The sequence below is a fragment of the Tritonibacter litoralis genome (assembly GCF_009496005.1).
In the GTDB taxonomy this organism is placed as follows: domain Bacteria; phylum Pseudomonadota; class Alphaproteobacteria; order Rhodobacterales; family Rhodobacteraceae; genus Epibacterium; species Epibacterium litoralis.
The window spans coordinates 196815-221050 of record NZ_WIBF01000004.1 but is presented as its reverse complement, the minus strand read 5'-3'; the positions used below and the strand labels follow the sequence as shown (position 1 = coordinate 221050).

Annotated in this window: 20 protein-coding genes; 6 read left to right on the top strand and 14 right to left on the bottom strand. The window is 60.2% G+C overall.

Annotated features, from left to right (window positions below; all coding sequences use genetic code 11):
* Nucleotides 1-275: 275 nt before the first annotated feature.
* On the top strand, nt 276-1343 hold the full coding sequence (zapE, locus tag GFB49_RS08985) for a cell division protein ZapE (RefSeq protein ID WP_153215520.1): 1068 nt from the start codon (nt 276-278) through the stop codon (nt 1341-1343).
* Between the two features lie 175 nt (nt 1344-1518).
* On the opposite strand, the gene GFB49_RS08980 is transcribed toward zapE, so the two are convergent.
* From GFB49_RS08980 to GFB49_RS08970, 3 genes are all read right to left on the bottom strand, one after another.
* Nucleotides 1519-2787: a bifunctional folylpolyglutamate synthase/dihydrofolate synthase gene (locus tag GFB49_RS08980; RefSeq protein WP_153215519.1), complete on the bottom strand. Its 1269-nt coding sequence runs from the start codon at nt 2785-2787 to the stop codon at nt 1519-1521.
* Between the two features lie 68 nt (nt 2788-2855).
* A complete protein-coding gene (gene accD / locus GFB49_RS08975; protein WP_153215518.1) occupies nt 2856-3803 on the bottom strand; it encodes an acetyl-CoA carboxylase, carboxyltransferase subunit beta in 948 nt (315 codons plus the stop codon).
* A gap of 57 nt (nt 3804-3860) precedes the next feature.
* Nucleotides 3861-4778: a CPBP family intramembrane glutamic endopeptidase gene (locus GFB49_RS08970; protein ID WP_153215517.1), complete on the bottom strand. Its 918-nt coding sequence runs from the start codon at nt 4776-4778 to the stop codon at nt 3861-3863.
* 166 nt (nt 4779-4944) lie between these two features.
* Between GFB49_RS08970 and GFB49_RS08965 the strand changes: the two genes are divergently transcribed.
* The 3 genes from GFB49_RS08965 (at nt 4945) to GFB49_RS08955 (ending at nt 7040) form a co-directional block, all read left to right on the top strand.
* The gene (locus GFB49_RS08965; RefSeq protein ID WP_153215516.1) at nt 4945-5808 is read left to right on the top strand and encodes a hypothetical protein; all 864 of its coding nucleotides are present in this window, start codon (nt 4945-4947) and stop codon (nt 5806-5808) included.
* Between the two features lie 71 nt (nt 5809-5879).
* A complete protein-coding gene (locus GFB49_RS08960) occupies nt 5880-6641 on the top strand; it encodes a DUF6478 family protein (protein WP_153215515.1) in 762 nt (253 codons plus the stop codon).
* Nucleotides 6642-6662: 21 nt separating this feature from the next.
* Nucleotides 6663-7040 carry a hypothetical protein gene (locus GFB49_RS08955; protein WP_153215514.1) on the top strand — a complete coding sequence of 126 codons (378 nt, stop codon included), beginning with the start codon at nt 6663-6665 and terminating at the stop codon, nt 7038-7040.
* Between the two features lie 20 nt (nt 7041-7060).
* Here GFB49_RS08955 and GFB49_RS08950 read toward each other — a convergent pair whose 3' ends face one another.
* The 9 genes from GFB49_RS08950 to GFB49_RS08910 all read right to left on the bottom strand — a co-directional run bounded on the left by GFB49_RS08950 (nt 7061) and on the right by GFB49_RS08910 (nt 19822).
* Entirely contained in the window at nt 7061-7804 is a 744-nt protein-coding gene (locus GFB49_RS08950) for an isocitrate lyase/PEP mutase family protein (RefSeq protein WP_153215513.1), read from the bottom strand.
* On the bottom strand, nt 7801-8865 hold the full coding sequence (locus GFB49_RS08945) for a bifunctional transcriptional activator/DNA repair enzyme AdaA (protein WP_153215512.1): 1065 nt from the start codon (nt 8863-8865) through the stop codon (nt 7801-7803). The genes GFB49_RS08950 and GFB49_RS08945 overlap by 4 nt, the downstream gene beginning before the upstream one ends.
* A gap of 131 nt (nt 8866-8996) precedes the next feature.
* Nucleotides 8997-10331 (bottom strand): S41 family peptidase, encoded by a 1335-nt coding sequence (locus tag GFB49_RS08940; protein ID WP_153215511.1) that lies wholly within the window; start codon nt 10329-10331, stop codon nt 8997-8999.
* Between the two features lie 5 nt (nt 10332-10336).
* The gene (locus GFB49_RS08935) at nt 10337-11479 is read right to left on the bottom strand and encodes a murein hydrolase activator EnvC family protein (protein ID WP_153215510.1); all 1143 of its coding nucleotides are present in this window, start codon (nt 11477-11479) and stop codon (nt 10337-10339) included.
* Nucleotides 11476-12996, bottom strand: a complete 1521-nt coding sequence (gpmI, locus tag GFB49_RS08930; RefSeq protein WP_153215509.1) for a 2,3-bisphosphoglycerate-independent phosphoglycerate mutase — start codon at nt 12994-12996, stop codon at nt 11476-11478. The genes GFB49_RS08935 and gpmI overlap by 4 nt, the downstream gene beginning before the upstream one ends.
* Before the next feature lie 121 nt (nt 12997-13117).
* Nucleotides 13118-16084 carry an error-prone DNA polymerase gene (locus GFB49_RS08925; protein WP_425505199.1) on the bottom strand — a complete coding sequence of 989 codons (2967 nt, stop codon included), beginning with the start codon at nt 16082-16084 and terminating at the stop codon, nt 13118-13120.
* A 106-nt stretch (nt 16085-16190) separates the two neighbouring features.
* Nucleotides 16191-17285 (bottom strand): hypothetical protein, encoded by a 1095-nt coding sequence (locus GFB49_RS08920; RefSeq protein ID WP_153215508.1) that lies wholly within the window; start codon nt 17283-17285, stop codon nt 16191-16193.
* Nucleotides 17286-17373: 88 nt separating this feature from the next.
* On the bottom strand, nt 17374-18642 hold the full coding sequence (locus GFB49_RS08915; protein ID WP_153215507.1) for an NAD(P)/FAD-dependent oxidoreductase: 1269 nt from the start codon (nt 18640-18642) through the stop codon (nt 17374-17376).
* Between the two features lie 247 nt (nt 18643-18889).
* Nucleotides 18890-19822, bottom strand: coding sequence for an ABC transporter ATP-binding protein (locus tag GFB49_RS08910; RefSeq protein ID WP_153215506.1), 933 nt, complete (start codon nt 19820-19822; stop codon nt 18890-18892).
* A gap of 71 nt (nt 19823-19893) precedes the next feature.
* Here GFB49_RS08910 and GFB49_RS08905 point away from each other — a divergent pair, with 71 nt between their 5' ends.
* Nucleotides 19894-20076 (top strand): zinc-finger domain-containing protein, encoded by a 183-nt coding sequence (locus GFB49_RS08905; protein ID WP_153215505.1) that lies wholly within the window; start codon nt 19894-19896, stop codon nt 20074-20076.
* Nucleotides 20077-20196: 120 nt separating this feature from the next.
* Here GFB49_RS08905 and GFB49_RS08900 read toward each other — a convergent pair whose 3' ends face one another.
* A complete protein-coding gene (locus GFB49_RS08900; protein WP_153215504.1) occupies nt 20197-20730 on the bottom strand; it encodes a hypothetical protein in 534 nt (177 codons plus the stop codon).
* A gap of 22 nt (nt 20731-20752) precedes the next feature.
* Nucleotides 20753-21283, bottom strand: coding sequence for a hypothetical protein (locus GFB49_RS08895; protein ID WP_153215503.1), 531 nt, complete (start codon nt 21281-21283; stop codon nt 20753-20755).
* A 37-nt stretch (nt 21284-21320) separates the two neighbouring features.
* Here GFB49_RS08895 and polA point away from each other — a divergent pair, with 37 nt between their 5' ends.
* Complete coding sequence (gene polA, locus GFB49_RS08890) at nt 21321-24122, top strand: DNA polymerase I (protein WP_153215502.1); 2802 nt, start codon at nt 21321-21323, stop codon at nt 24120-24122.
* The last annotated feature ends 114 nt before the right edge of the window (nt 24123-24236 follow it).

The following is a 24236-nucleotide window of genomic DNA, read 5'->3' as shown; positions in this document are numbered from 1 at the left end:
GCGTCCTTTCTGGCGGTCGCTGCAGCCTAGTCGCCCCTCTGTTTCAGTCAAATCAGAAAATATGCAGGCGACGTTCAAAATTTCTGAACTGACGCCCTGCACCCAAGGGCTGGATACAACAGACCAAGGCCGGGTCATTAACTGTGGCCACTAACCCCGCCACGAACCTTTGGGCGCTGTTTGAGGTTTTGAAACAAAGATCTGCATGAAATATTCCTATCGCGACGTGATCGCTTTCTTTTCAACCCGTCCCCAAAAGGCTATGGCTTCGGCCCATGACCACATTGCACGCTCTTTACCAGTCGAAGGCAGACGCTGGAGACATCCGCCCGGATCCCGCCCAAACCGCCGTGATCCCCGAGTTTGACCGGATCGGAACCGGCCTGCGGGCGGCCCCGGTCAAACGGGGGCTGTTTCGCAAGGCCCAACCTCAGGCGGTCAAGGGGCTGTATCTGTGGGGCGGCGTCGGACGCGGCAAATCTATGTTGATGGATCTCTTTGTTGAAAGCCTGGGCGATATTCCAAACCGCCGCGTGCACTTTCACGCCTTTATGCAGGAAATCCACGCCCAGATGCATGTGGCCCGGCAAAAACACACAGCAGACGCATTGGCGCCTGTGGTGCGCGAGGTGGCAGAATCGGTGCGACTTCTGGCATTTGACGAGATGCAGATCACCGATATTACCGACGCGATGATTGTGGGGCGTCTGTTTGAGGCGTTGTTTGAGGCCGGGGTAACCGTGGTCACCACATCCAACCGGGTGCCGGATGACCTCTACAAGGACGGGCTTAATCGGCAATTGTTCCTGCCTTTTATCGATCTTATCAAAGAGAAGATGCAGGTCTGGGAGATGGCCTCTCCGACGGATTACCGCCAGGACCGGCTGACCGGTTCGCAGGTCTATTTCTCACCAAACAACGCCGAGGCGCGCGCGCAGATCCAGTCGATCTGGGCCGACCTGTCCGGCGGCGTTGGCGCACCGTTGGAATTGGAAGTCAAAGGCCGCGTGGTGGAATTGCCCGCCTTCCGCAATGGCGTGGCCCGCGCCCGGTTCTTTGACCTCTGTGGCAAGATGCTGGGCCCCGGTGACTATTTGGCCATTGCCGAAAAGGTGAAGGTCCTGATCCTGGAAGATATCCCAAGTCTCAGCCGCAGCAATTTCAACGAGGCCAAGCGGTTTGTGACCCTGATTGATGCGCTTTATGAAGCACGGGTGCGGCTGATCTGTTCGGCTGCGGCGGAGCCTGAGTTTCTGTATCTGGAAGGCGAAGGCGTGTTCGAATTTGAACGCACCGCCAGTCGGCTGCGGGAAATGCAGGACAAGGATTGGGGCAAAGCCTGAGGGAGGCGGGGGCTCTGCCCCTCTTGGCCTGGCGGCCAATTCACCCCGAAGTATTTTTAAAAAAGATGAAAGCCCTATGGTCAGGCGTGCCCTCGCCGCGACAGCGGCGCTTGGCCCAACGGGATGAGATCTTTAGATCGAAGACGGGCGGGAGCGCGCGCCTTTCTGGATTGGATCAACCGTTTGTGCGCAGGACATGGCCCGCTAGGTAAAGCGAGCCGCAGATCAGGATGCGGGCGTTTGGCTCAGCCGTGCAAACCTTGGCCAATGCCGCCTCTACCGATAGCGCAGACACAGCGGGCAGCCCCACGGATGTGGCGGCGGCGACTGTTTCTTCGGCCGGCAATGTATTGACCTCATCCGGGATGGGAACACCGATCAACTGTTTGGCCTGGTCCGCCAGTGGGCGCATATAGCCTGCAACATCCTTGGTATTGAGCATGCCGCAGATCAGATAGGTCGGGCGTTTGGGCAGACCGGCCAGAACTGCGGCCAGCGCCTCCCCCGCAGCCGGGTTATGACCACCATCCAGCCAGACCTCTGCCCTGCCCGCTGCTGCAACCAATGGACCTGTCTTCAGGCGTTGCATGCGGGCGGGCCAAACCGCATCACGCATCGCTGCCTCGCAGGCGGTTTCAGTTGCGCCGAGATAGCGCAATACGGCCAAAGCAGCACCGGCGTTTTGGATCTGATGTTTGCCCATCAATGCAGGCATTGGCAGATCCAGCAAGCCACGCTCGTCCTGAAAGATCAGGCGCTCGTGTTCTTCCCAGACGTGCCAGTGCTGGCCATAGGCAATCACCGGCGCTCCCAGACGGGCAGCAACAGATTCGATCACCTCCAGCGCCTCATCCGGTTGCGGGCCAACCACCACGGGCACGCCGCGTTTGATAATGCCCGCTTTCTCGGCGGCGATCTTGGCCAGCGTATTGCCCAGGAACTGCTCATGATCGATCGAGACCGGCGTGATCACCGACACCTCGGGCGTGACCACATTGGTGGCATCCAGCCGTCCCCCCAGACCAACTTCCAGCAGGGTGAAATCCGCATCATGCCGGGCAAAGGCCAACAATCCGGCCACGGTTGTGATCTCGAAATAGGTAATGTTTTCGCCTGCGTTCTTAGCGTAACATTCCTCTAGGATTTCAATCAGATGCGGCTCGGAAATCAGCGTGCCTGCCAGACGGATACGTTCATGGAACCGGGCCAGATGCGGCGAGGTATAGGCGTGGACCGATTTCCCCCAGCCTTCCAAACCAGCCCGCAGCATCGCCTGGGTTGAGCCTTTGCCATTGGTGCCCGCGATGTGGATCACCGGCGGCAGGCTCTCTTGGGGGTTGTCAAGCGCTGCCAGCAAGCGCCAGACCCGATCCAAGGTCAGATCAATGATCTTGGGGTGCAGCGCCATCATCTGGGCCAGGATATCATCCGAGGTTTTGGTCATTCGGGTGCCCTCAAATTGGAAAAAGCCCGCCATCACGCGGCGGGCCCTGTCACGGTCTGTCTGGTGCCTCAGGCGTCTTCAGACGTCCCGTCAGCCTCGGCCGTTGTGTCCGCCGTCTCTGCCATGGCGGTCTCATCCGGGGCAGGCAGATCGCCAACCACTTGGGGCGGCTGTTTCATCAACATGCGGATGATGGTGATCAGCTCGTCACGCATTTCAGTACGCGAAGTCACCCGGTCCAGCATGCCGTGATCCAGCAGGTATTCCGCCCGCTGGAAACCTTCGGGAAGCTTTTCGCGGATGGTCTGTTCAATCACCCGCGGGCCGGCAAAACAGATCAACGCATTGGGTTCCGAAATATGCACATCCCCCAACATCGCATAGGACGCCGTCACACCACCGGTGGTTGGGTGGGTCAGCACAACGATATAGGGCAGTCCTGCCTCTTTGAGCATCTGCACTGCCACAGTGGTGCGGGGCATCTGCATCAGGGACAAGATCCCCTCTTGCATGCGCGCGCCCCCTGCGGCGGAGAACAGCACCAGCGGGCGGCCCAATTTCACCGCTTCTTCGGCGGCGGCGATAATCGCATTGCCCACATACATGCCCATGGATCCACCCATGAACGAGAAGTCCTGCGCCGCAGCGACAATAGGCGTACGCCCGATCTCGCCACAGGCGACCAGCATCGCCTCCTCTTCGGCGGTCTTTTTCTGCGCCGCTTTCATGCGGTCCGGATATTTCTTCTGATCGCGGAACTTAAGCGGGTCGGCCACCGGTTCGGGCACCTCGACCTCAGTGAAAATACCGCCATCAAACAACGCCTCAAACCGTGCGCGCGGGGTGATATGCATGTGGTGATTGCAATGCGGGCAGACGTTTTGATTGTCGCTCAGCTCGCGGTGAAACAGCATCGTGCCGCAGCTGTCGCATTTCTTCCACAGGTTTTCAGGGACTTCGCGGCGCGAGAAGATCGAATTGATCCGCGGCCGGACGTAGTTAGAGATCCAGTTCATATCATGCCTTCACATGGGGTTTGGCCATCAAATAAGGCGAGTTTGCAGCAATTGCAATCAGGCCCTGATCGCCAGACGTGCTGCAAGCCAGGAAACCAGCATCATTGCAAAGTCCACCCACAGCCAGGGGCGGATCTCGGCGGTGTCGCTCAACGTATAAGGCGAAAGAAACAGCGCCAGCCCATTCAGCCCCTCTGGCGCGCCTACAATCAACAAAGCCACAGCGTTGTTGACGAAATGCACCGCAACCGCCGGACCCAGACTGCCCGCACGCGCCGTCAGATCCGCCATCAACACAGCAAACAGACCCGCCCATAACGCCACCCAGATCGCGTTTTCGCCGGCCTCCGCAGGCAGGTAGTGGCCCAGTGCAAAGATCACCGAGGGCGCCCCCATCCAGATCCACCCCGACCGAAACCGCGCCGCCAGCGCCTGTTGCAGATAGCCGCGAAACAACAGCTCTTCGGCTTCGACCTGCACCAGGACCGCCAACACCGCCAACGGCAGCCATCTCAGCCATGCGCCCAGGGTTAAATTGGCCGTCAGCGGCGCACCCAGATCATAAGGCGGCAACACGGTCACCACGCCCCACAACAGAATCAGCGCCGCCACCGTGTTGCGAAACTGCCGGAAAAACAGCGGCACCGGCCCGAACAGTTCCGCAACCGGGCGGCGCTGTAGCAGCGGCATCGCCAGAACAACACCGATGCTGGCAAAGACAAAGCTGAACAACAGGATCAGCATCGCAATTGGTGTTGTGCCCAGCTGCAGGGTCGCAGGGTCTGCGCCAAACCGGCGGGCAAGGCCGTAAACCAGACCGGATCCCAAATAGCTGATGAACAGCACCAGCGCCAAACCGGCAAACATTCGCCACACGGCACGGCTTTGACCGGCAACCTGAGCCTGTTGCGCCGCATAGCGCGGTTCAAAGATCACGCGGATCGTTTCAACAATGGCCTGTGTTGTCTGCTGCATATGTCTCGCCGCTGCTCGAAGTTGGTGCAGGAAAACGGCCAAAACTGTGGCATCGCTGCTTTCCGGCCGTCTGGATTAATTTACAGTAAACACCACGCTTGATTGCACATGCCCCTGCGTCTATCCCATTTGGGACTCTTATTGCAGAAATGAAAGGATGCGGGTCGTGTCGACGCCAATTTCTTCCGGTCGCCGCCTGTTGGCCCTCCTTGCATTGACCGCCACGCTGGCGGGCTGCAGCGACTCTGCTGGGTTCTCCTTTGCCTCGCGCTCGGCGGAACTGGGCCGCACCCTGCCCCGTGGTTTGACCGAGATTCGCATGGGCCACGATCCCGTGGTGATCTCGGCCCCCGATGGGTTCTGTTTTGACCAGCAATCACTGGATCGCGGCCCCGACGGTGGCTTTGCCCTGTTGGCGCGCTGCGAGAATCTGCGTTCACTGACCCGCCACCGCCTGTTCTTTGACCGCTCCAAAAGCGGTGAACCTGCGGTGATCTCAGCCACTATTTCGGGCCCGCTGGAGAATGCACAGACCCCCTCCCTTGAAGCGCTGGTCTCGGCCTCCCATCCCGTGCGTCTCTTGGCCAGCCATCCGGATGCGCTGATGCCGATGATCCGGATGGAGGCCGCAGCGCCAGGCGTTCCCGGCACCAGCACCACCCAGTGGCGCGGTGCGATGGCCATCGGCGACCGGCTGATTGCGGTCTCTTTGTTTGCGCCGGAAGGCAGCCCCTATTTGGGCAGCGAAGGGGCCAAACTGCTGCGCGAGGTCGCGCGCCGGTCAGATACCCGGTCACGCGACGCGCTGCCGCTGGTGTCTGCGGCGGATCCCCAGCGCCCGGTTGCGCGCCCAACCGCCCTGGCGCAGACCGAATCCTCACAGGCTGATACTCCACAGGCAGGCACGCTGCAGCCCGAAACCCTGCGCCCACAGCCGCGCCCGGGCTCAGATGCGCCGCGGACCGTTGCCCAAGCTCCGCGCCCGGAAAAATCTTCGCGCCGCTGGCGCATTGCCAATTTGTTTAATTGATCCGTTTTCAATAGATTGCCCCCCAAGGCACAGGCAGAAGCCATGTCAGCATAAGGCAGATCGAGGGTAACATGGGTCAATTGTTGGACCGGGTAATGCAGCGCCACGCGTGGCGGTTCTGGCGCAAAGCCGCGCGGGATGCGGCCAACACCCCACTGTCGACCCTACGCGGGCAATTGAACCAAGCTCGCCATCTGCGCCAGCATCTGGATCAGATCGTCCATGTGGCCGAAGGGCGTCTGGCCCTGCCACAAATCGGCTCTTCGGCCTTTCCCAAACCCCATGGCACTGATTGGTCCTGGCGTCCCGAACTCTGGCGCGGCCCTCTGGCCACGCCGGGGCTGTCATCAGTCCAGACCAAGGCACGGCTGGGTCATGAGGTGCAGATGTTTCATGACTGCGCCGAATCCGAGATTTCGCTGCGCCAGCTGCGCAACAGCCGCGAAAGTGACCTTGCGCCCTTTGGCCTGCGGATGGATGTGTTTAAATTCGACGGCTCCTTCCTCAGCCTGGTGGTGGATCTGCCGGCCGACGCCGCACGCGGCCTCAGCAAACACCATCTGATCCGCGTAAACAGCCTGGTCGAAAGCGAAGAGCCCATTGAAATTTTTGCCCGGCTGAACATCCAGCACGGTCCCAACACCGAACAATTGGTGCGCGAGTTGTCATCGTCGCAAAAAGACCAGATGGTGGAATTTGACCTCGCCTATTCACGGCTCAATGAAAAACGCATCGAAAAGCTCTGGCTTGATCTGATTTTTGAAGCGCCCGATTTGAACCAAGTGGTCTTGCGTGATCTCACCCTGTTGCGCCTGCCGCGCGCCGCTCTTTAACCTCGAACAAGGTCATTTGTGATGCCCGATCTGACGCTCAGCCAAACCCGATTTCGCAACGGCCTGTGGGAAGGCCGGATCGAAGGCAAACCCACCTATGGCGGCCGCCCCATGGTTGAAGTGCGCCTGTTTGACGAAGAGCTCGAAGATGTGGTGCTGTCCGAGGGGGAGCGCCCCAACACCTGGAACCTGTCCATCCCGGTCCCCACCCGCGCTGTGGGCGAAGGGGTGCAGACCTTTGTGGTCTATGACAAAATGGAAGAAGAGACACTGGGCCGTTTCTGCCTGATCGGTGGCGAGCCCGCCAGCGATGATCTGCGCGCCGAGGTTGAGCTTTTGCGCGCAGAGCTGGATATGTTAAAACGCGCCTTCCGCCGCCACTGCCGCGAAACGGACTGACGATTGGCGCGGCCTGGCCGTTATTCCAACGCCTGAAACTGCTCAGCCAAAACCGCCATCAACTGCGCATGCGGCAGCGGCCCATAGCTGGCGCGCGCCACGCCAGCCTCGCGAACCTCAGCTAGGGTCAGCCCGCGCATAAAGGCGTTGACCGGCAGCGGGCAGTCCGAACAGATCCGGGCAATCAGATCCAGATCCCGCAGACCCGGCACAAAAATGCTGCTGCCTCCGGCCTCGGCATAGGCTGCGGCGCGTTCCAGCACTTCGGGCATCAGCGCGGCGTGTTTGCTGGCGTCTTTTTCCTTCAGAAACAGATCGGTGCGCGCGTTGATAAACAGATCCTTGTGGGCCGCACGGACCGCTGCCACCCGCGTCGCCTGTTCGGCGATGGGGTAAAATTCGGCGGTGCCGACGATCTGATCTTCGAAATTCAGCCCAATGGCACCGGTTGCCACCAACCGCGTGACATTCTGTGTCAGCGCTTCGGGTGCGCGGGCATAGCCGCCTTCAAAATCCACGGTCACCGGCAGATCCACCGCGCCGACAATCTGTTCGGCGGTTTCCAGCAGTCGGTCCAATGGGATCTGTTCGCCATCTTCATACCCCTGCGCACCGGCCAAGGGGTGACTGCCGGTGGCAATCGCCTTGGCCCCGGCCCCCGCAATGGCGCGGGCACTGCCCGCATCCCAGATGTTATACAGAACAATTGGATCGCCCGGCTGATGCAACGCAGCAAAGGCCTGGGCGCGGGTCTCGTAACTCATGCGGATACTCTCTCTTTATAGGTTGTTTCCACCTCGATCAGGCGACGCTTGCGCCAGATCCCACCGCCATAACCGGTGAGGTTGCCGTCAGCGCCGATGATCCGGTGACAGGGGATCAATATGGCAATCTGGTTTTTCCCATTGGCCCGCGCCACCGCACGGGTGGCACTGGGACGGCCCAGACCGGTCGCCAAATCGCCATAGCTGCGCGTCTGCCCCGCCGGGATATCCTGCAGCGCGCGCCAGACTTCTTGCTCAAACGCGGTCCCATGAAAGGCGCAGGGCGTTTCAAATCGCGACAGTTCCCCGGCAAAGAACTGCGCAAGCTCGGCTGTCAGCTGTTCCATCACCGGCGTGCGACCAAACCCCAGACCGCCCGGTTGGCGCTCTTGCAGGCGGCGCACCTCGGTTGGCAGGGCCTTGCGGTCAAAAAACTCCAGCAGATGCAGCTGATGCTGGCAGGCAATCGCCACCATCGGCCCCAAGGGCGTGTCGATCCAGTCCACTTTCATCAGAGCATCCGCGCGAAACTGCCCCGGTGCAAGGCCGATACGCCGCCCAAAGGCCGCCCGAAACGCGCTGGCGCTGTCAAAACCTGCATCAATTTGCGCCGCAATCACCGGTGCCCCCTCTTTGAGCGTGGTGAACCCTTCGCGCAGCCGCCGCTGGCGGGCCATCTCCAGAAACGTCATCCCGAACTGGCGTTTGAACACGCGGCGCACGTTTGACGGATCAAACCCCATCTGCGCCACATCCGCCTCGCGCCAGCGCCGGGACGGGTCGTGGTCCAAAGCCGCCAACAAGGGCGTCACGACCGGATCATCTCCCGCCGCCTGATCTAGCGGGCGGCAGCGTTTGCAAGCGCGAAACCCCGCATCCAGACAATCGCTGATCGCGGGGTAAAAGGTACAGTTTTCGAATTTGGGCTTTCGCGCCGGGCAGGACAGGCGGCAGAAAATCCCCGTCGAGGACACGCCAACCCAGGCCCGCCCCTCATACGAGTCATCACGGTTCAAAAGCGCCTGGTACAGCGTCTGGGAATCAGGAAGGTCAAACATCATGGCCCAACCCTACCCCATCGCTGCGCGCGGCTACGCCGCAAATCGGGTACGGAAGTGGAAATCAAACACAAAAAGGCCGCCCCACGGGACGGCCTTTCCTCATGTCTCATTGTGTCCGAAAGGTGCGAAAATCAATTCGGCGCCAGTTTGGACAGGCCTTTCAGAATGTCGATCGCATAGGCCAGCTGGTAATCCTCTTCGCGCAGCTCGGCTGCCGCTTCGGCCTTGGCCCGATCTTCTTCGATCTGGCGGACCTCATCCTCGGTCAGGCTGTCATTGTTCAGGCTGCCCCGCAGATCGGCCTCGGACCGCTGGAACCGGTTTGGTGTCTCCTCTTCGGCCTCTTCATTGGGATCGCGGCGCGGCTGTTCCACCACGATATCCGGCGACACGCCCAATGCCTGGATCGACCGGCCCGACGGCGTGTAATAGCGTGCAGTCGTCAGACGCATCGCGCCATTGCCCCGCAGTGGCATCACGGTCTGAACCGAGCCTTTGCCAAAGGATTTGGTGCCCACAACAATCGCCCGGTGGTGATCCTGCAGCGCACCCGCCACAATCTCGGAAGCCGAGGCAGAACCACCATTGATCAGCACCACCATCGGCAGACCATCGGCCAGATCACCGGGTTCCGCATTAAACCGCTCGCCGTCTTCCGGATTACGACCGCGGGTCGAGACGATCTCACCCTTGTCCAGGAAAGCGTCCGACACTTTGATCGCCTGGTTCAACAGACCACCTGGGTTGTTGCGCAGATCCAGAACGATGCCTTCGATGTTCTCGATGCCGCCGGCCGCTTCGATCTGTTCTTCAAGACCAGCTTCAAGATTGTCATAGGTCTGATCGTTAAACGTCGTCACCCGCAGCACCGCAGTCTTGCCTTCGGTGCGCGCACGCACAGCGGTCAAGGTGATGGTGTCGCGAATGATCGAGATATCAAAAGGTTCATCCGAACCCTCGCGCACAACTGTGATCACGATCTCAGAGCCCACCGGGCCCCGCATCAGATCCACAGCCTCGTCCAGCGACAGACCCAGAACGCTTTCGTTGTCCACATGGGTGATAAAGTCGCCAGCCTCGATCCCAGCCTCATCCGCAGGCGTGCCATCAATGGGCGAGACAACTTTGACAAAGCCCTCTTCCTGCGTGACCTCGATCCCCAGACCGCCAAATTCACCGCGTGTCTGCACCCGCATCGCCGCCGCATCATCCGGAGACAAATAGGACGAATGCGGATCCAATGACGACAGCATGCCGGAAATGGCCGCCTCGATCAGTTCCTTGTCGTCGACCTGTTCAACATATTGCACGCGAATGCGCTCAAAAATGTCCCCAAACAAATCCAACTGCTCATAGACGCTTGTCTCACGCGCGCCCTCCTGTGCCAGCAGCGGCCCCGTTACATATCCGGTTGCCACAATACCTGCCAGCGTGCCGCCAATTGCGGCCATCGCGATTTTCTTCATGAACGTCATCCATTCTTGCCGGTTTGGAACCAGGTTTCCGGGTCCACCGGACTATTGTCCATTCTCACTTCTATATAGAGCGTTTCTGAACGGTCAGTTCCAGCCCCTTCACCGCTTAGTGACAAAATAGCATCCGCTTGCGGCGTCTGACCGCCCATCAAACCAACGGGCGTGCCCTCTGGAATCACCTGCCCTGTCTCACCAAAAACCTCGGCGAGGCCGGAAAACACAAACAACGTGTCGGGCTGCGGTTCCAGGATCACAACATTGCCAAGATCCAGCAAAGGCCCGCGATACCGGATGGTGGCGGCTGTGGGCGATTCGACCAATGCGCGTGGACGGGTGGCCACCAACATGCCCGGACGGGCAACGCCGGCCGCATCACGCTGGCCATAGCCGCGCAGCAGCAAGCCCTGCACCGGCAGAGTCAAATCCCCACGCCGGGCGCTGATATCGCTGTTGTCCGTTGCAATCTCACCGCCCGCAATTTCCGCCAGTCCGCTGGCAAAGCCTGATAGGGTCTCGGTGGACGAGATCAGGATCGCCGTGCGCACCGGATCTTCGGTAAACCGTTTTGGCAGATCCGTGCGGTCGGCAATGGCCACCGACAGGGCGGTGCGTGCGTTTTGCACCCCCTGCAGCCCCTCTTGCAACGACCCCAGGGCATTTTGCTGCAACAACCGCAGGGTCTTGACCTCATCCAGATCGCGCTTCAACCCATTGACCCGCGCCTGCAGCCCCGGTGTGACTTCTGCCAGCGTCATGGCGGACCGCGCCGCGCCCAAGGGCCCTGCGGGGTGCAGCATCAGAACCGGCGGTTCCGAGGTCTCGATGGTCTGCAAAATCCCCAAAAGATCCGCAACCTCCCCCTCGCGCGCTTTTAATTGCGCCGACAGGGCCGTTTCGCGCCGCGCCACCCGGCGCAACCCATCGCGCATGGCCGCCAACCCGTCCTCATAGGCCTGAACCGTCTCGGTCAGAGCCCGGACGCGGTCTCGCGCACCAGATGCATCGCGCAGGCGTTCCCCGGCCGCCTCAAGCCGCGCGGCCGCAGCCTGCGCCGCCGCAGCCGGTTCTTGTGCGCCTACCGCCGAAGCGGCCACCACGCCCATGATCAAACATATGGACCACGCTGCGCGACGGATCATGTCAGCAGGCTCTCCCCGGTCATTTCCTCAGGCTTCTCAAGGCCCATCAGCTCCAGAACGGTTGGAGCCAGATCCGCCAGACGCCCGTTCTTCAGGCTGGCACCTTCGGGCCCGCCCACCAGCGCCACCGGCACCAGATTGGTGGTATGGGCCGTATGGGCACCTCCGGTCTCGGGATCCATCATCATTTCGCAATTGCCATGATCCGCGGTGACAATCATTGCCCCCCCGGCTTTTTCCAGCGCCTGCATCACGTGACCCAGCCCCTGATCCACCGCCTCACAGGCGGCAATCGCCGCCTGCAGATCCCCGGTATGACCCACCATATCCGGATTGGCGTAATTGGTGACAATCAGATCATACCCCGCCGCAATCGCTTCCACGAATTTTGCGGTCACTTCCGGCGCGGACATCTCAGGCTGCAGATCATAGGTCGCAACCTTCGGCGATTTGGGCATAAACCGATCCTCACCCTCATATGGTGTCTCCACCCCGCCGTTCAGGAAAAAAGTCACATGCGGATATTTCTCGGTCTCCGCCAGCCGGAACTGCCGCTTGCCCTGTTTGGACACCCAAGCGCCCAGCGTGTTGACAATCTCCCGCTTGGGATAGGCTGTGGTCATATAGGCGTTGTGGCCGTCGGAATATTCCACCATGCCCAAAAGAGCAGCCAGATCGGGACGTGCGCCGGTCTCAAACTCGGCAAAGCCCGGCTCACCAATGGCACGCAGGATCTCGCGCGCCCGGTCGGCACGGAAGTTTAGACAGAAAAACCCATCGCCATCCTTTACCCCGGCAAAATCGCCAATGACGGTGGCTTTGACAAATTCATCCAGCTCTTCACGCCCATAAGACGCCTCAACCGCAGCCGCAGCCGTATCGGCGCTGTGCTGTCCCGCCCCTTGGATCATCGCCGCATAGGCCTGGCTGACGCGTTCCCAGCGGTTGTCGCGATCCATGGCATAATAACGACCGGTGACGGTGGCGATCTGCGCGCCATCCGCCATATTCTCTTCCAGTTCAGCCACATAGCCCAGCGCGGATTTCGGCGCCACATCGCGCCCATCGGTGACCGCATGCAGATAGACCGGCACACCCGCATCCCGAATGGCTTTGATCGCGGCCAGAATATGGACCACATGGCCATGAACACCGCCATCAGACACCAACCCCATCAGATGCGCCGCACCGCCGGTGTCCTTCAACTTGGCGATAAAGGCCTGCAAGGCCCCATTGTCAAAGAACGAGCCATCCTCGATCGCCAGATCAATCTGGCCCAGATCCATCGCCACCACCCGGCCTGCGCCAATATTGGTGTGCCCCACTTCCGAATTGCCCATCTGCCCGGTGGGCAGGCCCACGTCGGGGCCATGGGTGATCAGCTCGGCCATCGGGCAGGTCTTGGCAATTCCATCCAATGTGGGGGTCTTGGCCAGATAAGGCGCATTGGCCGCACCGGGTTCGGCACTGCCCCAGCCATCCAGAATGCATAGAACAACAGGTTTGGGTGTACTCATGACTTTGCTCCGATAAGGTCTTGGCTCTGGTCTCGGTCCCCTGCCTTCTATAGGCTCCGGCAGAAATGGGGAACCTCCTTCGCGCCGCCCACCGGACCCTGTTTCATCTTTTCCCAAATACTTAATCCCCCGGCCCCGCCTTGCCCAGATCCTCAGCGTTCTGCGGGCTCAGAAGCGGGCGCAACAAGGCCACGGGATGTGCCTTGAGGCTCAGCCGCATGGCCACATAATCCTCGACCACCTCTTCGCCCAGGGTCATCTGGGGCAGAAGGGCGGCAGGCTCCGCAATCACCTCCCCCTCCATTTCGCGTTCAAACAGCGGCAGCGGACGGCGCGCGGTGATGGCCTTGGCCGCCCACAAGGCCTCGCGGCGGCTCATCCCAAGAGAGCCAAAGGCATCCGCCTCGGCCAGCCGTTCAATGACCGGTGGCAACAAGCCCGCCTTGCGCCAGACATCCGCCACCTCGTGATAGCCATTGCCGCGTGCTGCCGTCAGCCAGCTGGCGTCCTCATCACTCATCCCCTTGATCTGGCGAAACCCCAACCGCAACGCCAGCCCACCGCGCCCATCGGGCTCCATCACATTGTCCCAATAAGAGCTGTTCACACAGACCGGCCGCACCTCGACCCCATGTTCACGGGCATCGCGAATGATCTGAGCGGGCGCATAAAACCCCATCGGCTGCGCATTCAAAAGCGCACAGGCAAAAATCCCCGGATGGTGGCATTTGATCCAGGCCGAGGCATAGACCAACAGCGCAAAACTGGCCGCATGGCTTTCGGGAAACCCATAAGATCCAAAGCCTTCGATCTGGGAAAAACACCGTTCCGAGAATGCGGCGTCATACCCGTTTTTGGCCATCCCCCGCAGGAACAGACTGCGGAACTCGCTGACATTGCCGTGTTTTTTAAACGTCGCAAGCGAGCGGCGCAGCCGATCCGCCTGTTCCGGCGTAAACCCCGCGCCCACCATGGCAATCTGCATGGCTTGTTCCTGAAACAGCGGCACACCCAGGGTTTTGCCCAAGACTTCTCCCAGTTCGTCAGAAGGGAAATCAACGCGCTCCTCACCGTTGCGGCGGCGAATATAGGGATGCACCATATCACCCTGAATGGGCCCCGGACGGATGATCGCCACCTCGATCACCAGATCATAGAAATGGCGCGGCTTCATCCGCGGCAGGAAATTCATCTGCGCCCGGCTTTCCACCTGAAAAACACCGATACTGTCCGCCCGGCACAGCATGTCATAAACTGCCGGATCCTCGGGCGGTAGGGTGGCCAGCGCGTAATCCAGCTGGTGATGTTGTCGCATCAGATCAAAGGCCTTGCGGATACAGGTCAGCATGCCCAGGGACAGCACATCCACCTTGAGAATGCCCAGCGCCTCAATATCATCCTTGTCCCAGCAGATGACCGTGCGCCCCTCCATGGTGGCGTTTTCAATCGGCACCAGCTCATCCAGACGGCCCTGGGTGATGACAAATCCCCCCACATGCTGCGAGAGATGCCGGGGAAAGCCGATGATCTCTTCGACCAGCGCCAGCGTCAGCCGCAAGCGGCGGTCATTGGGATCCAGGCCAATCTCGCGCAGGCGGTCTGCGTCCACCGATTTGCTGGCGTAAAACCCCCACAGCTGCGAGGCCATGGCCGCAATGGTATCCTCGCTCAACCCCATGGCGCGACCCACCTCGCGGATGGCACGTTTGCCCCGGTAGTGGATCACTGTGGCACAGAGCCCCGCCCGTTCCCGACCATAGCGCTGATAGATCCACTGGATCACCTCCTCGCGGCGTTCATGTTCAAAATCCACATCAATATCAGGAGGTTCATCGCGGGCTTCGCTGACAAATCGTTCAAACACCATCGTGCCCATCTCGGGGCTGACCGAGGTGACACCCAGACAGAAACAGACCACCGAGTTGGCCGCAGACCCCCGCCCCTGACACAGGATATCGCGCGAGCGGGCAAAATGGACGATGTCGCGCACGGTCAGGAAATAGGGCTCATACTGCAGCTTGGCGATCAGGGCGAGTTCATGTTCCAGCATGCCCCGCACCTTGTCCGATGCGCCGCCGGGGTACCGCCAGCGCAGACCTTCCTCAGCCAGGCGGCGCAGACGTTGGGTCGGGGTCTCCCCCTCGGCCTCATCCGGGTAGTCATAGCGCAGCTCATCCAATGAGAATGTCAGCTGTTCGGCCAGCGCGCCCGCACGGTGCACCGCCTCCTCAAACCCGCGAAACAGACGCAGCATTTCGGCCTCTGAACGCATGCGACGTTCCCCATTGGCCAAAGCCGCATGGCCCAGATCTTCGACCCGGCGGCCCAGGCGTATGGCCGACAAAACATCCGCCAGCCGCCGTCTGCGCCCATGGTGCATCATTGGCGCCGCACTGGCGAGCGTCGGGATACCCAGCTCTTGGGCCAGGGCGGTGAGGGCGGCGAAATAGGTCCGGTCCGCCCCATCATAGCGCGGCGCCATCAGCAGATGCATCCGCCCCCCAAAGCGGCGCGTCACCCCGTCCATATGCGGCCCCCACCCGCCCGCGCCGCCAGGCAGATGCTGCGCTTGTGGCACCAGAAGCAGGTGGAGATCGTCTGCGTGGCCCCAAAGATCCGCAATCTCGAGATGGCAGTTGCCTTTCTCCGCCCGCAGCCGCCCTTTGGACAAGAGACGCGTAAGGTTGCCCCAGCCCTTGCGGCTTTGGGGCAGGGCAATCACCGGCGGCGCATCGGTGAACTCCAGTCGGGCGGCCGGGATCAGCCGGGGGCAAGCATAGACCGGGAAACTGCCATGTGCCTCTGGCAGGTGGTCAGGTTTCGGCGGGCCCATGGGGCCATGGGTCTGATCCCAGGCCCGGCGCTCCTTGACCCGGCGGGTGATATCCGCCGCCGCCGCATGGGCCCGCACAATCCCCGCAACCGAGTTCACATCGGCAATCGCCACGGCGGCCGTACCGGTGATCACGGCACGGGCGATATATTCCTCAGGATGGGAGGCCCCGGTGAGGAAGGAGAAGTTGGACAGGCAGGTGAATTCGGCAAAGTGGGACATGGCCCCGCCAGAATATTCCCCTTTTGTTCTCATTGCGAGTCCGGATCCACACAGGCCCCGCCGCGCACCAGCGCGGCGCCCGGCCCAACGGGTTATGCCCTTTTTTCAAAAGGGTAAAACCGGGCGGGAGCGCTTGCCCTCAACCTTGCTTCTTGCCGTCTCGCAGCAGGGGGCGCACCTCTCGCACCTCTTGTCCCCAAAACCCCAAGGGGCCGCGAATCGTAACGGTGTCATCGACCTGAAGATCAGCCTGCGAAGACACGCAAATTGGCACCGGCCGCTGCGCGCGGCTCAGATGTTCCAGATCCAGACAAAGCTGCGCCTCGGAACCGGCCTCAACGGCACGCACGTGATACTCCAAATCACTATGGGGAAAGGACCCGCGCGCCAGCACCTCGGCTGCGGGAAGCGTCACATAGATCAGGTTTCCCGCCACAAAAAGAAACAAAGGCACCATCCCAGCAACAACCAGGATCTTTGGCATCGCAAACAGCGACCGACCGTGCCGCGCCATGCTGCGCAAAGGGAGCAGGAACAGCAACACAAAGATCCCAGCCATCAACAGCCACAGGTAGGTGGAAACAAACCGCAGGTAATCCGGTGAAGGGATCACCGTCATCTCTGCATTGACCCAGACCACAACCGCCGTCACCAGAGCCAAAGGCAGCCATACCCAAACCGACCCGCGTTGGGCGCTGGGTTCCACAGAGGGCGCGACATCGGCCATTGGCCGTCGCCGATCTGATTGGTCTGATTGGACGGTGCGATGTTTCACTTTGGGCAATGTGGGCTGTGCCACAAGCGCCTCGCGCCGCAGCCTTTGGGCACGATATGACAGGCCCACGGGGAAATACATCAGCAGAAAAACCACCGGAGGCAGCCCAATAAGCAACAGGAAAAGCACCGCTTTGAGGCCCGGATGAGCCGCAATCACATTGCCCTCCTGTGCATCAACGGCAAACAACATGTTTGCAGCCATCCAGAACACACTGAACTTGGCAAACAGCAATCGCAGGCCAAATGGATGAGTCACACGCATCACCATGCGGTGGGTACGGGGCAGCAAGTAGAGCAGGCTAAAGGCAAAACACAGGCCGCCTACAAAAATCAGGGAATCATAGCTCCAGGTGGATGTCCCCGCTTGATACGCTTTGATCCCCAACGCTAGGGACACAAGTCCGAACAGCCCCATCAGTCGTCCGGATACCTCGCTCAACAGCAGCATTTGCCCCATCAGCGTCACCTCCAAAAAATTCTTTAATCAATGGGATGTGTCTGCGCAGAAATCACCAGAGAGGCAAGTTGCAAAACCGTGATTTGCCTTAGGTACGGGCCGAAACCAAATGCGCAGCCGCGGCGCCGGTCTCAAAGAAAGCGGCCCGCACCGCGGTCAGGTTTTCACGATGAGCGGGGGTCACAGGCACTGGAAGATGCGTGCGTTTCCCTGTCAACAAAGCCTGCGCCGCAGCGGTGCCAAAGACCGTGCCCGGGCCAATACCACGCCCCGAATACCCATAGACCGCCATGGCTTGCGGGCCGAACTCCACCACTTTAGGCACGTGATCCCCGGTCATCGCAATCCGCCCGCTCCAGCTGTGCTCAAAGGGTTTCGCTGCGAGATCCGGAAATACCTGCGCCAATTTGCGCCGCGCCCATTGGCGGTGAACCGGGCTGGCAAGGCCGTCGCTGTTGCCCATCCCGCCCAGGATCAAACGCCCGGCCTGATCCAATCGGAACGAGGACATCACCAGCGCCGTGTCCCAACAGCCTTCGCCTCCTGCCAACACCTGTTCGCGTTCCGCAGCGCTGAGCGGCGCGGTGGCAAACTGGCAATAGGACACCGGCACAAAGGTCGGTTGAAACAAGGTGCGGATCCCCTGGAAATAGGCATTGGTCGCCAACAGCAGGCTTTTGGCCGTAACCACGCCGGTTTCGGTGCGGACCTCCCATGCGTTGCCCAGCCGGGAAATCCAGTTCACAGGCGTTTGGGTGAAAATCTGCGCGCCGGCAGCCTGTGCCGCGCGGGCCAGACCCTGGCAATAGGACAGCGGCTGGATAGTGCCCGCACGTGGATCAAACAGCGCCCCATGATAGCGCGCGGATCCGGTGCGTTGCTCTGTTTCTGCTGCATCCAACAGCTGCAGGCTGGCCCCATACCGGTTGCCTTGACGAAATCTGGCATCCAGACCCTGCAGACCCGCCGGGGAATGAGCCAGATGCAGGGTGCCATTGCGCGTTGCTTCGCAGGAGATCTGATGCTGTTTGATCAGGTCGAACACATGTTGCGGCGCATCACCAAGAACCCGGACCAGACGTTCACCCGCGCCCTGCCCCATCTGATCGATCACCTGATCCGGCGGCAGCCACAGGCCTGCATTGACCAGACCCACATTACGCCCTGACCCGCCAAAGCCGATGGTCTGTGCCTCCAGCAGGGCAACGCTTGCGCCCTTTCCCGCCGCCTCAAGCGCGGCAGAGCAGCCGGTAAAGCCGCCACCGATCACAACCAGATCCACCCTGAGATCACCGGCCAATGGCTGGGTTTCGCAAGTTTCGCTGCGGCTGGCGTGCCAAAGGGATGATTGTGACATAGCCCTGAGTATTTGTGCAGTTGAAGGTTCTGTCGATAGTAAGACACAGGAAAACTGCATCGAAAACATGCATTTCACAAATGTGTCACTTTTGCGCTGCACGTTTTTGTCATCCGCGGAGCCCCTGCGCAAAATCCAAGCGGGAGAGCCTGCACAACACACCAGACATAGGTTTCGCAGCGAAACCTATGCCATTGTTTTAATTAATAATTTAACCTTAACTGGGCGTACGCAGCCCCGGCAACAACTATCCCAGCGACGAGGTGAGCGACAGGAACACGTCTTCGAGGTCGGCCTCTTCGGTTTTGACGTCCCGGATTGAAATCCCAGCGGCGCGCACCGTTTCCAGCACGGCTTCGGCGGTGGTCACCTGGCTGCGATAGCGCAGAACAACCGAGCCATCCGGGCGCAGTTCGGTTTCAATCCCCGGCCCCTGTGGCAGGGTTTCCACCGGGCTGGCGGGATGGACCACCATGGCGCGCCCGTCCAGACGGCCCAGCATATTGGCGGTGGTGTCGCGCGCAACCACGCTGCCCTGATTGATGATTGCGATCTCGTCACACATCTCCTCAGCCTCTTCGAGGTAATGTGTGGTCAGGATAATGGTCATCCCCTGCGCATTCAGCTTGCGGATATTGTCCCACAGCATCTGGCGCAATTCGATATCAACGCCCGCAGTTGGTTCATCCAGCACCAGAATATTGGGGCGGTGCACCAGCGCCTTGCCCAACAGAAGCCGACGCCGCATGCCGCCGGACAGGGTGCGGGCATAGGCCTCAGCCTTGTCTTCCAACCCGATCATCCGCAGAATCTCATCGCTGTACCGGTCCGCTTTTGGCACCCCATAAAGACCTGCCTGCACCTCAAGCGCGCCGCGCGGCGTAAAGAACGGATCGAGGTTCAATTCCTGCGGCATCACTCCAATCGAGGCGCGGGACTGGCGCGGGTTTTCGTCCTGATCAAACCCCCAGATCGACACACGCCCGCTGGTTTTCTTGACCAGACCGGCCAAGATATTGATCAAAGTAGACTTTCCCGCACCATTTGGCCCCAGAAGCCCAAAAACGGACCCCCGCGGAATATTGAGATCCACGCCTTTGAGCGCGTGTTTCTCGGGCTGACCTTTGCGCCCTTTGTAGGTTTTCCGCAGCGATTCCAAACGGATTGCATCTTCGCTCATACCAACACTTGCCCCCGGTTTTGGCTTGGCTCATAACTGCGCCTATACGAAAACCAAGAGGATCGCCAGCGATGAGCACTGAAGCGCGTGAAACCAAGATCGTGGATAGCTACCGTGTTGCATGTGACGGCAGCGAAGGCGCATTGGGCCATCCCCGCGTCTACCTGCAAATCCCCAAAGACGTGGGCTATGTGATCTGCCCCTATTGCGACTGCAAATACATCCACCGGGATTTTGTTGATCAGGTCGCCTGAGCGAAAACCTTATCCGACGAATGGCAGCCGACTCTCGGCTTGTGGCGCGCCCCAAGGGGCGCGTTTTCATTTGTCAAATCTCATGTTGGCACGGCATATGCCGACACAAGCAGTTGGCGCTTAATTTATGGCCCCCAACAAAAGCGTCGGGCAGAAAGTCGTCACATCCAGTCGGTTGTTTTTCACAAAACGCCGCAAATGCGGTCCGGTCCAGGCCCGAAACGGCGTTCCATCCGATAACTCTCCGTCGCCCCAAACCGATGAGGTGGCCGCGTCAAAGTAAGAAAATTGGGCCTGACCGGCGCGGCCATCGCTACATTCAAACCCGGCCTGCCCGTGGTTGCTGTTGGTGTTTTGAATAAACCAACTGCCGGAGCAGCTGGTTCCCCTGTCGCTTCTGACAGACAGATCTCCACGCAACCAACCGGTGGCCGTTCCAACAAAGATATTCCCATCGTCCATGCAAGCCAAAACCAGTGTGCACGAGTCCGACCGCCCCGGTTGGGCCTTGCAATTCTTGGGGAAAATGCTGCCGGTTTGCGTTTTGGCTAAAACCGTTTGCGCTGCCACAGGCGCTGTTGTCAGCGAAAGACCTCCCAAGATGAAGGCAATGCTGGCAAGACAAAACCGGGTGGAGCGCAAAAGAAAAGACATAAAACACCTCTTTTAAAAAAACTTAATCGATCCGCGCTTCGTCCTGCAGCGGCACCATCCGGTCACCGCATTTTAAGGACGGGCGATCATTTTCATCGCTCAGGAAATGCAGCACATCATCGCCGGTCCAAGCGCGGATCATGCGGCCATTGCTGTCTTTGCCGACGCCGATGTGTGTGCCTGCCTGCCGATCGCGGCTATCATAGACCAGGTGAAACCGCGAACCGTCGCCGCATTTCAGGCGCGCACGCCCCTCGCCGCGGCTGTCGGTGCCGTGCACATTGCTCCAATGACCGGAACAGGACACGCCGTCGCTGGTCCGTCCCAGGATCAAGCCCACCGCATCGCCGCGTGCCTGACCGTCAAAGTACAGCCCATCATCCCCGATACAGGCGAGGACACGCATACAATGCTGGCCAGTTGTGGCGGTTGGATCACAGGGCGGAAACTTGGCCTGGAGGTCACGCTGCTGCGTCGCCTCATCAGAAGGGGCCGCAAAGCCCGAAGATGTGCCCAAGACAAAAAGAGCGGCTGGTAGAACAAAGCGGAACATGTCAGTAAACGGAGAACGAAGCTTGGAGAAGAATGTGATGAGCAATACTGAATTCGGCAAAGGCTGTCACCTGCATCTTATCGATGGTTCTGCATTTATCTTCCGGGCTTATCATGCGCTGCCGCCGCTGACGCGGAAATCCGACGGTTTGCCGATTGGCGCGGTTTCAGGATTTTGCAACATGCTGCAGCGCTATGTCGAGGGGAACACTGGGCCCGATGCGCCAACGCACGTAGCTGTGATCTTTGATCACTCGGGCAAGAGCTTTCGCAACGACCTTTATGATCAATATAAGGCCAACCGCCCGCCGGCGCCCGAGGATCTGCGCCCACAGTTTCCGCTGACGCGGGATGCGACGCGAGCGTTTAATATTGCCTGCAAGGAAATCGAAGGTTTTGAGGCGGACGATATTATTGCAACGCTGGCCTGTCAGGCGCGGGCCGCGGGCGGGCGGTGTACCATTATTAGCTCGGACAAGGATCTGATGCAGCTGGTGGGCGATGGCGTCGAGATGCTGGATGCGATGAAGAACAAACGCATCGACCGCGACGGCGTGGTGGAGAAATTTGGCGTCGGCCCGGAACGGGTGGTGGATGTGCAGGCCTTGGCAGGCGACAGTGTCGATAACGTCCCCGGCGCGCCCGGCATCGGGATCAAAACGGCGGCGCTGTTGATCAATGAATACGGCTCGCTCGAAGACCTGCTGGACCGCGCTGAAGAGATCAAACAGCCCAAACGCCGCCAGACCCTAATCGACAAACGCGACCAGATTGAACTGTCCAAACAGCTGGTGCAGCTGGATTGCGACATGGAGCTGGATTTCACCCTGGCGGATCTGGAGGTCAAAGAGCCAGAGCCTGAGGTGTTGTTGGGCTTTTTGGCAGAGATGGAGTTTCGCACCCTCTCCAAACGGATGGCGGATCAGCTGGGCATGGAGGCCCCGACAATTGCTGAAGCGCCCGCTGCGGTGGCCGAAGTGGCTGCGCCGGAAGCCGTGCCCTTTGATGCCAGCAAATATGAATGCGTCCGCGACGCCGCTGCGTTGCAGGTATGGATTGACCAGATCCGCGAGCGAGGCTGGGTTGCCGTGGATACCGAGACCACCGGCCTGAATGAAATGCTGGTGGATCTGGTTGGGATCTCGCTCTGTGTGGAGGCAGGATCGGCCTGCTATATCCCGCTGACCCACAAGGCGGGGGAAGATGATCTGTTTGGCGGCGACGGGTTGGCCGAAGGTCAGATGCCACTCGACGACGCGCTGGCCATGTTAAAGCCAGTGCTGGAAGATCCTGCGATCCTGAAAATCGGCCAGAACATCAAATATGACGCCAAAATCTTTACCCGTTATGGCGTCACGGTGGCCCCCATCGATGACACGATGCTGATGTCCTATGCGCTGCATGGCGGTGAGCATGGCAATGGGATGGACACGCTGTCCGAACGCTATCTGGACCATACGCCGATCCCGATCAAACCGCTGTTGGGTTCTGGCAAATCCGCGATCACCTTTGACAAAGTGGCTATCGATGATGCCACGGCCTATGCCGCCGAGGACGCCGACATCACCCTGCGCTTGTGGCAACAGTTCAAGCCCAAGCTGCACCAACGCCAGGTGACCACGGTTTACGAGACCTTGGAGCGCCCTCTGGTGCCGGTTCTCGCCGAGATGGAGATGCATGGCATCAAAGTGGACCGCGAGACGTTGAGCCGGATGTCCAACTCCTTTGCCCAAAAAATGGCGGGGCTGGAGGCGGAAATCCACGATCTGGCCGGGGAGGCGTTTAATGTGGGCTCACCGGCGCAGCTGGGGGAGATCCTGTTTGACAAGATGTCTCTGCCCGGTGGCAAGCGCGGCAAGACCGGCAAGTACTCCACCGGAGCGGATATTCTGGAGGATCTGGCCACCGAACATGATCTGCCGGGCAAGGTGCTGGACTGGCGGCAGCTGTCCAAGTTGAAATCAACCTATACCGACGCGCTGCAGGATCACATCAATCCGGATACGGGCCGGGTGCATACGTCCTATTTGCAGACCGGGGCCAATACGGGTCGGATGGCCTCAAGCGATCCGAACCTGCAGAACATTCCCGTGCGTAGCGAGGAAGGCCGCCGCATCCGCGAGGCCTTTGTGGCAGAGCCCGGCAATGTTTTGTTGTCGCTGGACTATTCCCAGATCGAATTGCGCATTCTCGCCCATGTGGCGGGGATCGAGACGCTGAAAGAAGCCTTTGCCCAAGGCCAGGACATTCACGCGATGACCGCCTCTGAGGTGTTTGATGTGCCGCTGGAGGAGATGACGCCGGACATTCGGCGTCAGGCAAAGGCGATCAACTTTGGTGTGATCTACGGGATCTCGGGCTTTGGCCTGGCGCGCAACCTGCGGATCCCGCGCAAAGAGGCGCAAGGGTTCATTGACCGCTATTTCGAACGGTTTCCGGGCATTCGCCGCTATATGGATACAACGGTCGAGTTCGCCAAGGAACACGGTCATGTGCAGACGCTGTTTGGCCGCAAGATCCACACGCCCGAGATTGCCGCCAAAGGGCCCAAGGCGGGGTTTGCCAAACGGGCGGCAATCAATGCGCCGATCCAAGGCACCGCGGCCGATGTGATCCGCCGGGCGATGATCCGGATGCCCGAGGCGATTGCGCATCTGCCCGCGCGGATGTTGTTGCAGGTGCACGACGAACTGCTGTTTGAAGTGCCGGAGGCGGCGGTGGAAGAGACAATTGCAGTGGCCAAAGCCACCATGGAAGGTGCCGCCGATCCGGCGGTGCATCTGGATGTGAAACTGGTGGTCGACGCGGGCCGCGGTCAGAACTGGGCCGAGGCGCATTAAGAGCGTTTGGCCCAGGCGCTGGTGTAAAGAAGCAGACAGGGGCTCCCGCCTGCTCCAGCGCCTCCTCTTGGCAGAGGAGCGCCTCGCAGTTGGGCGTAGCGCCGCGCTGACGCG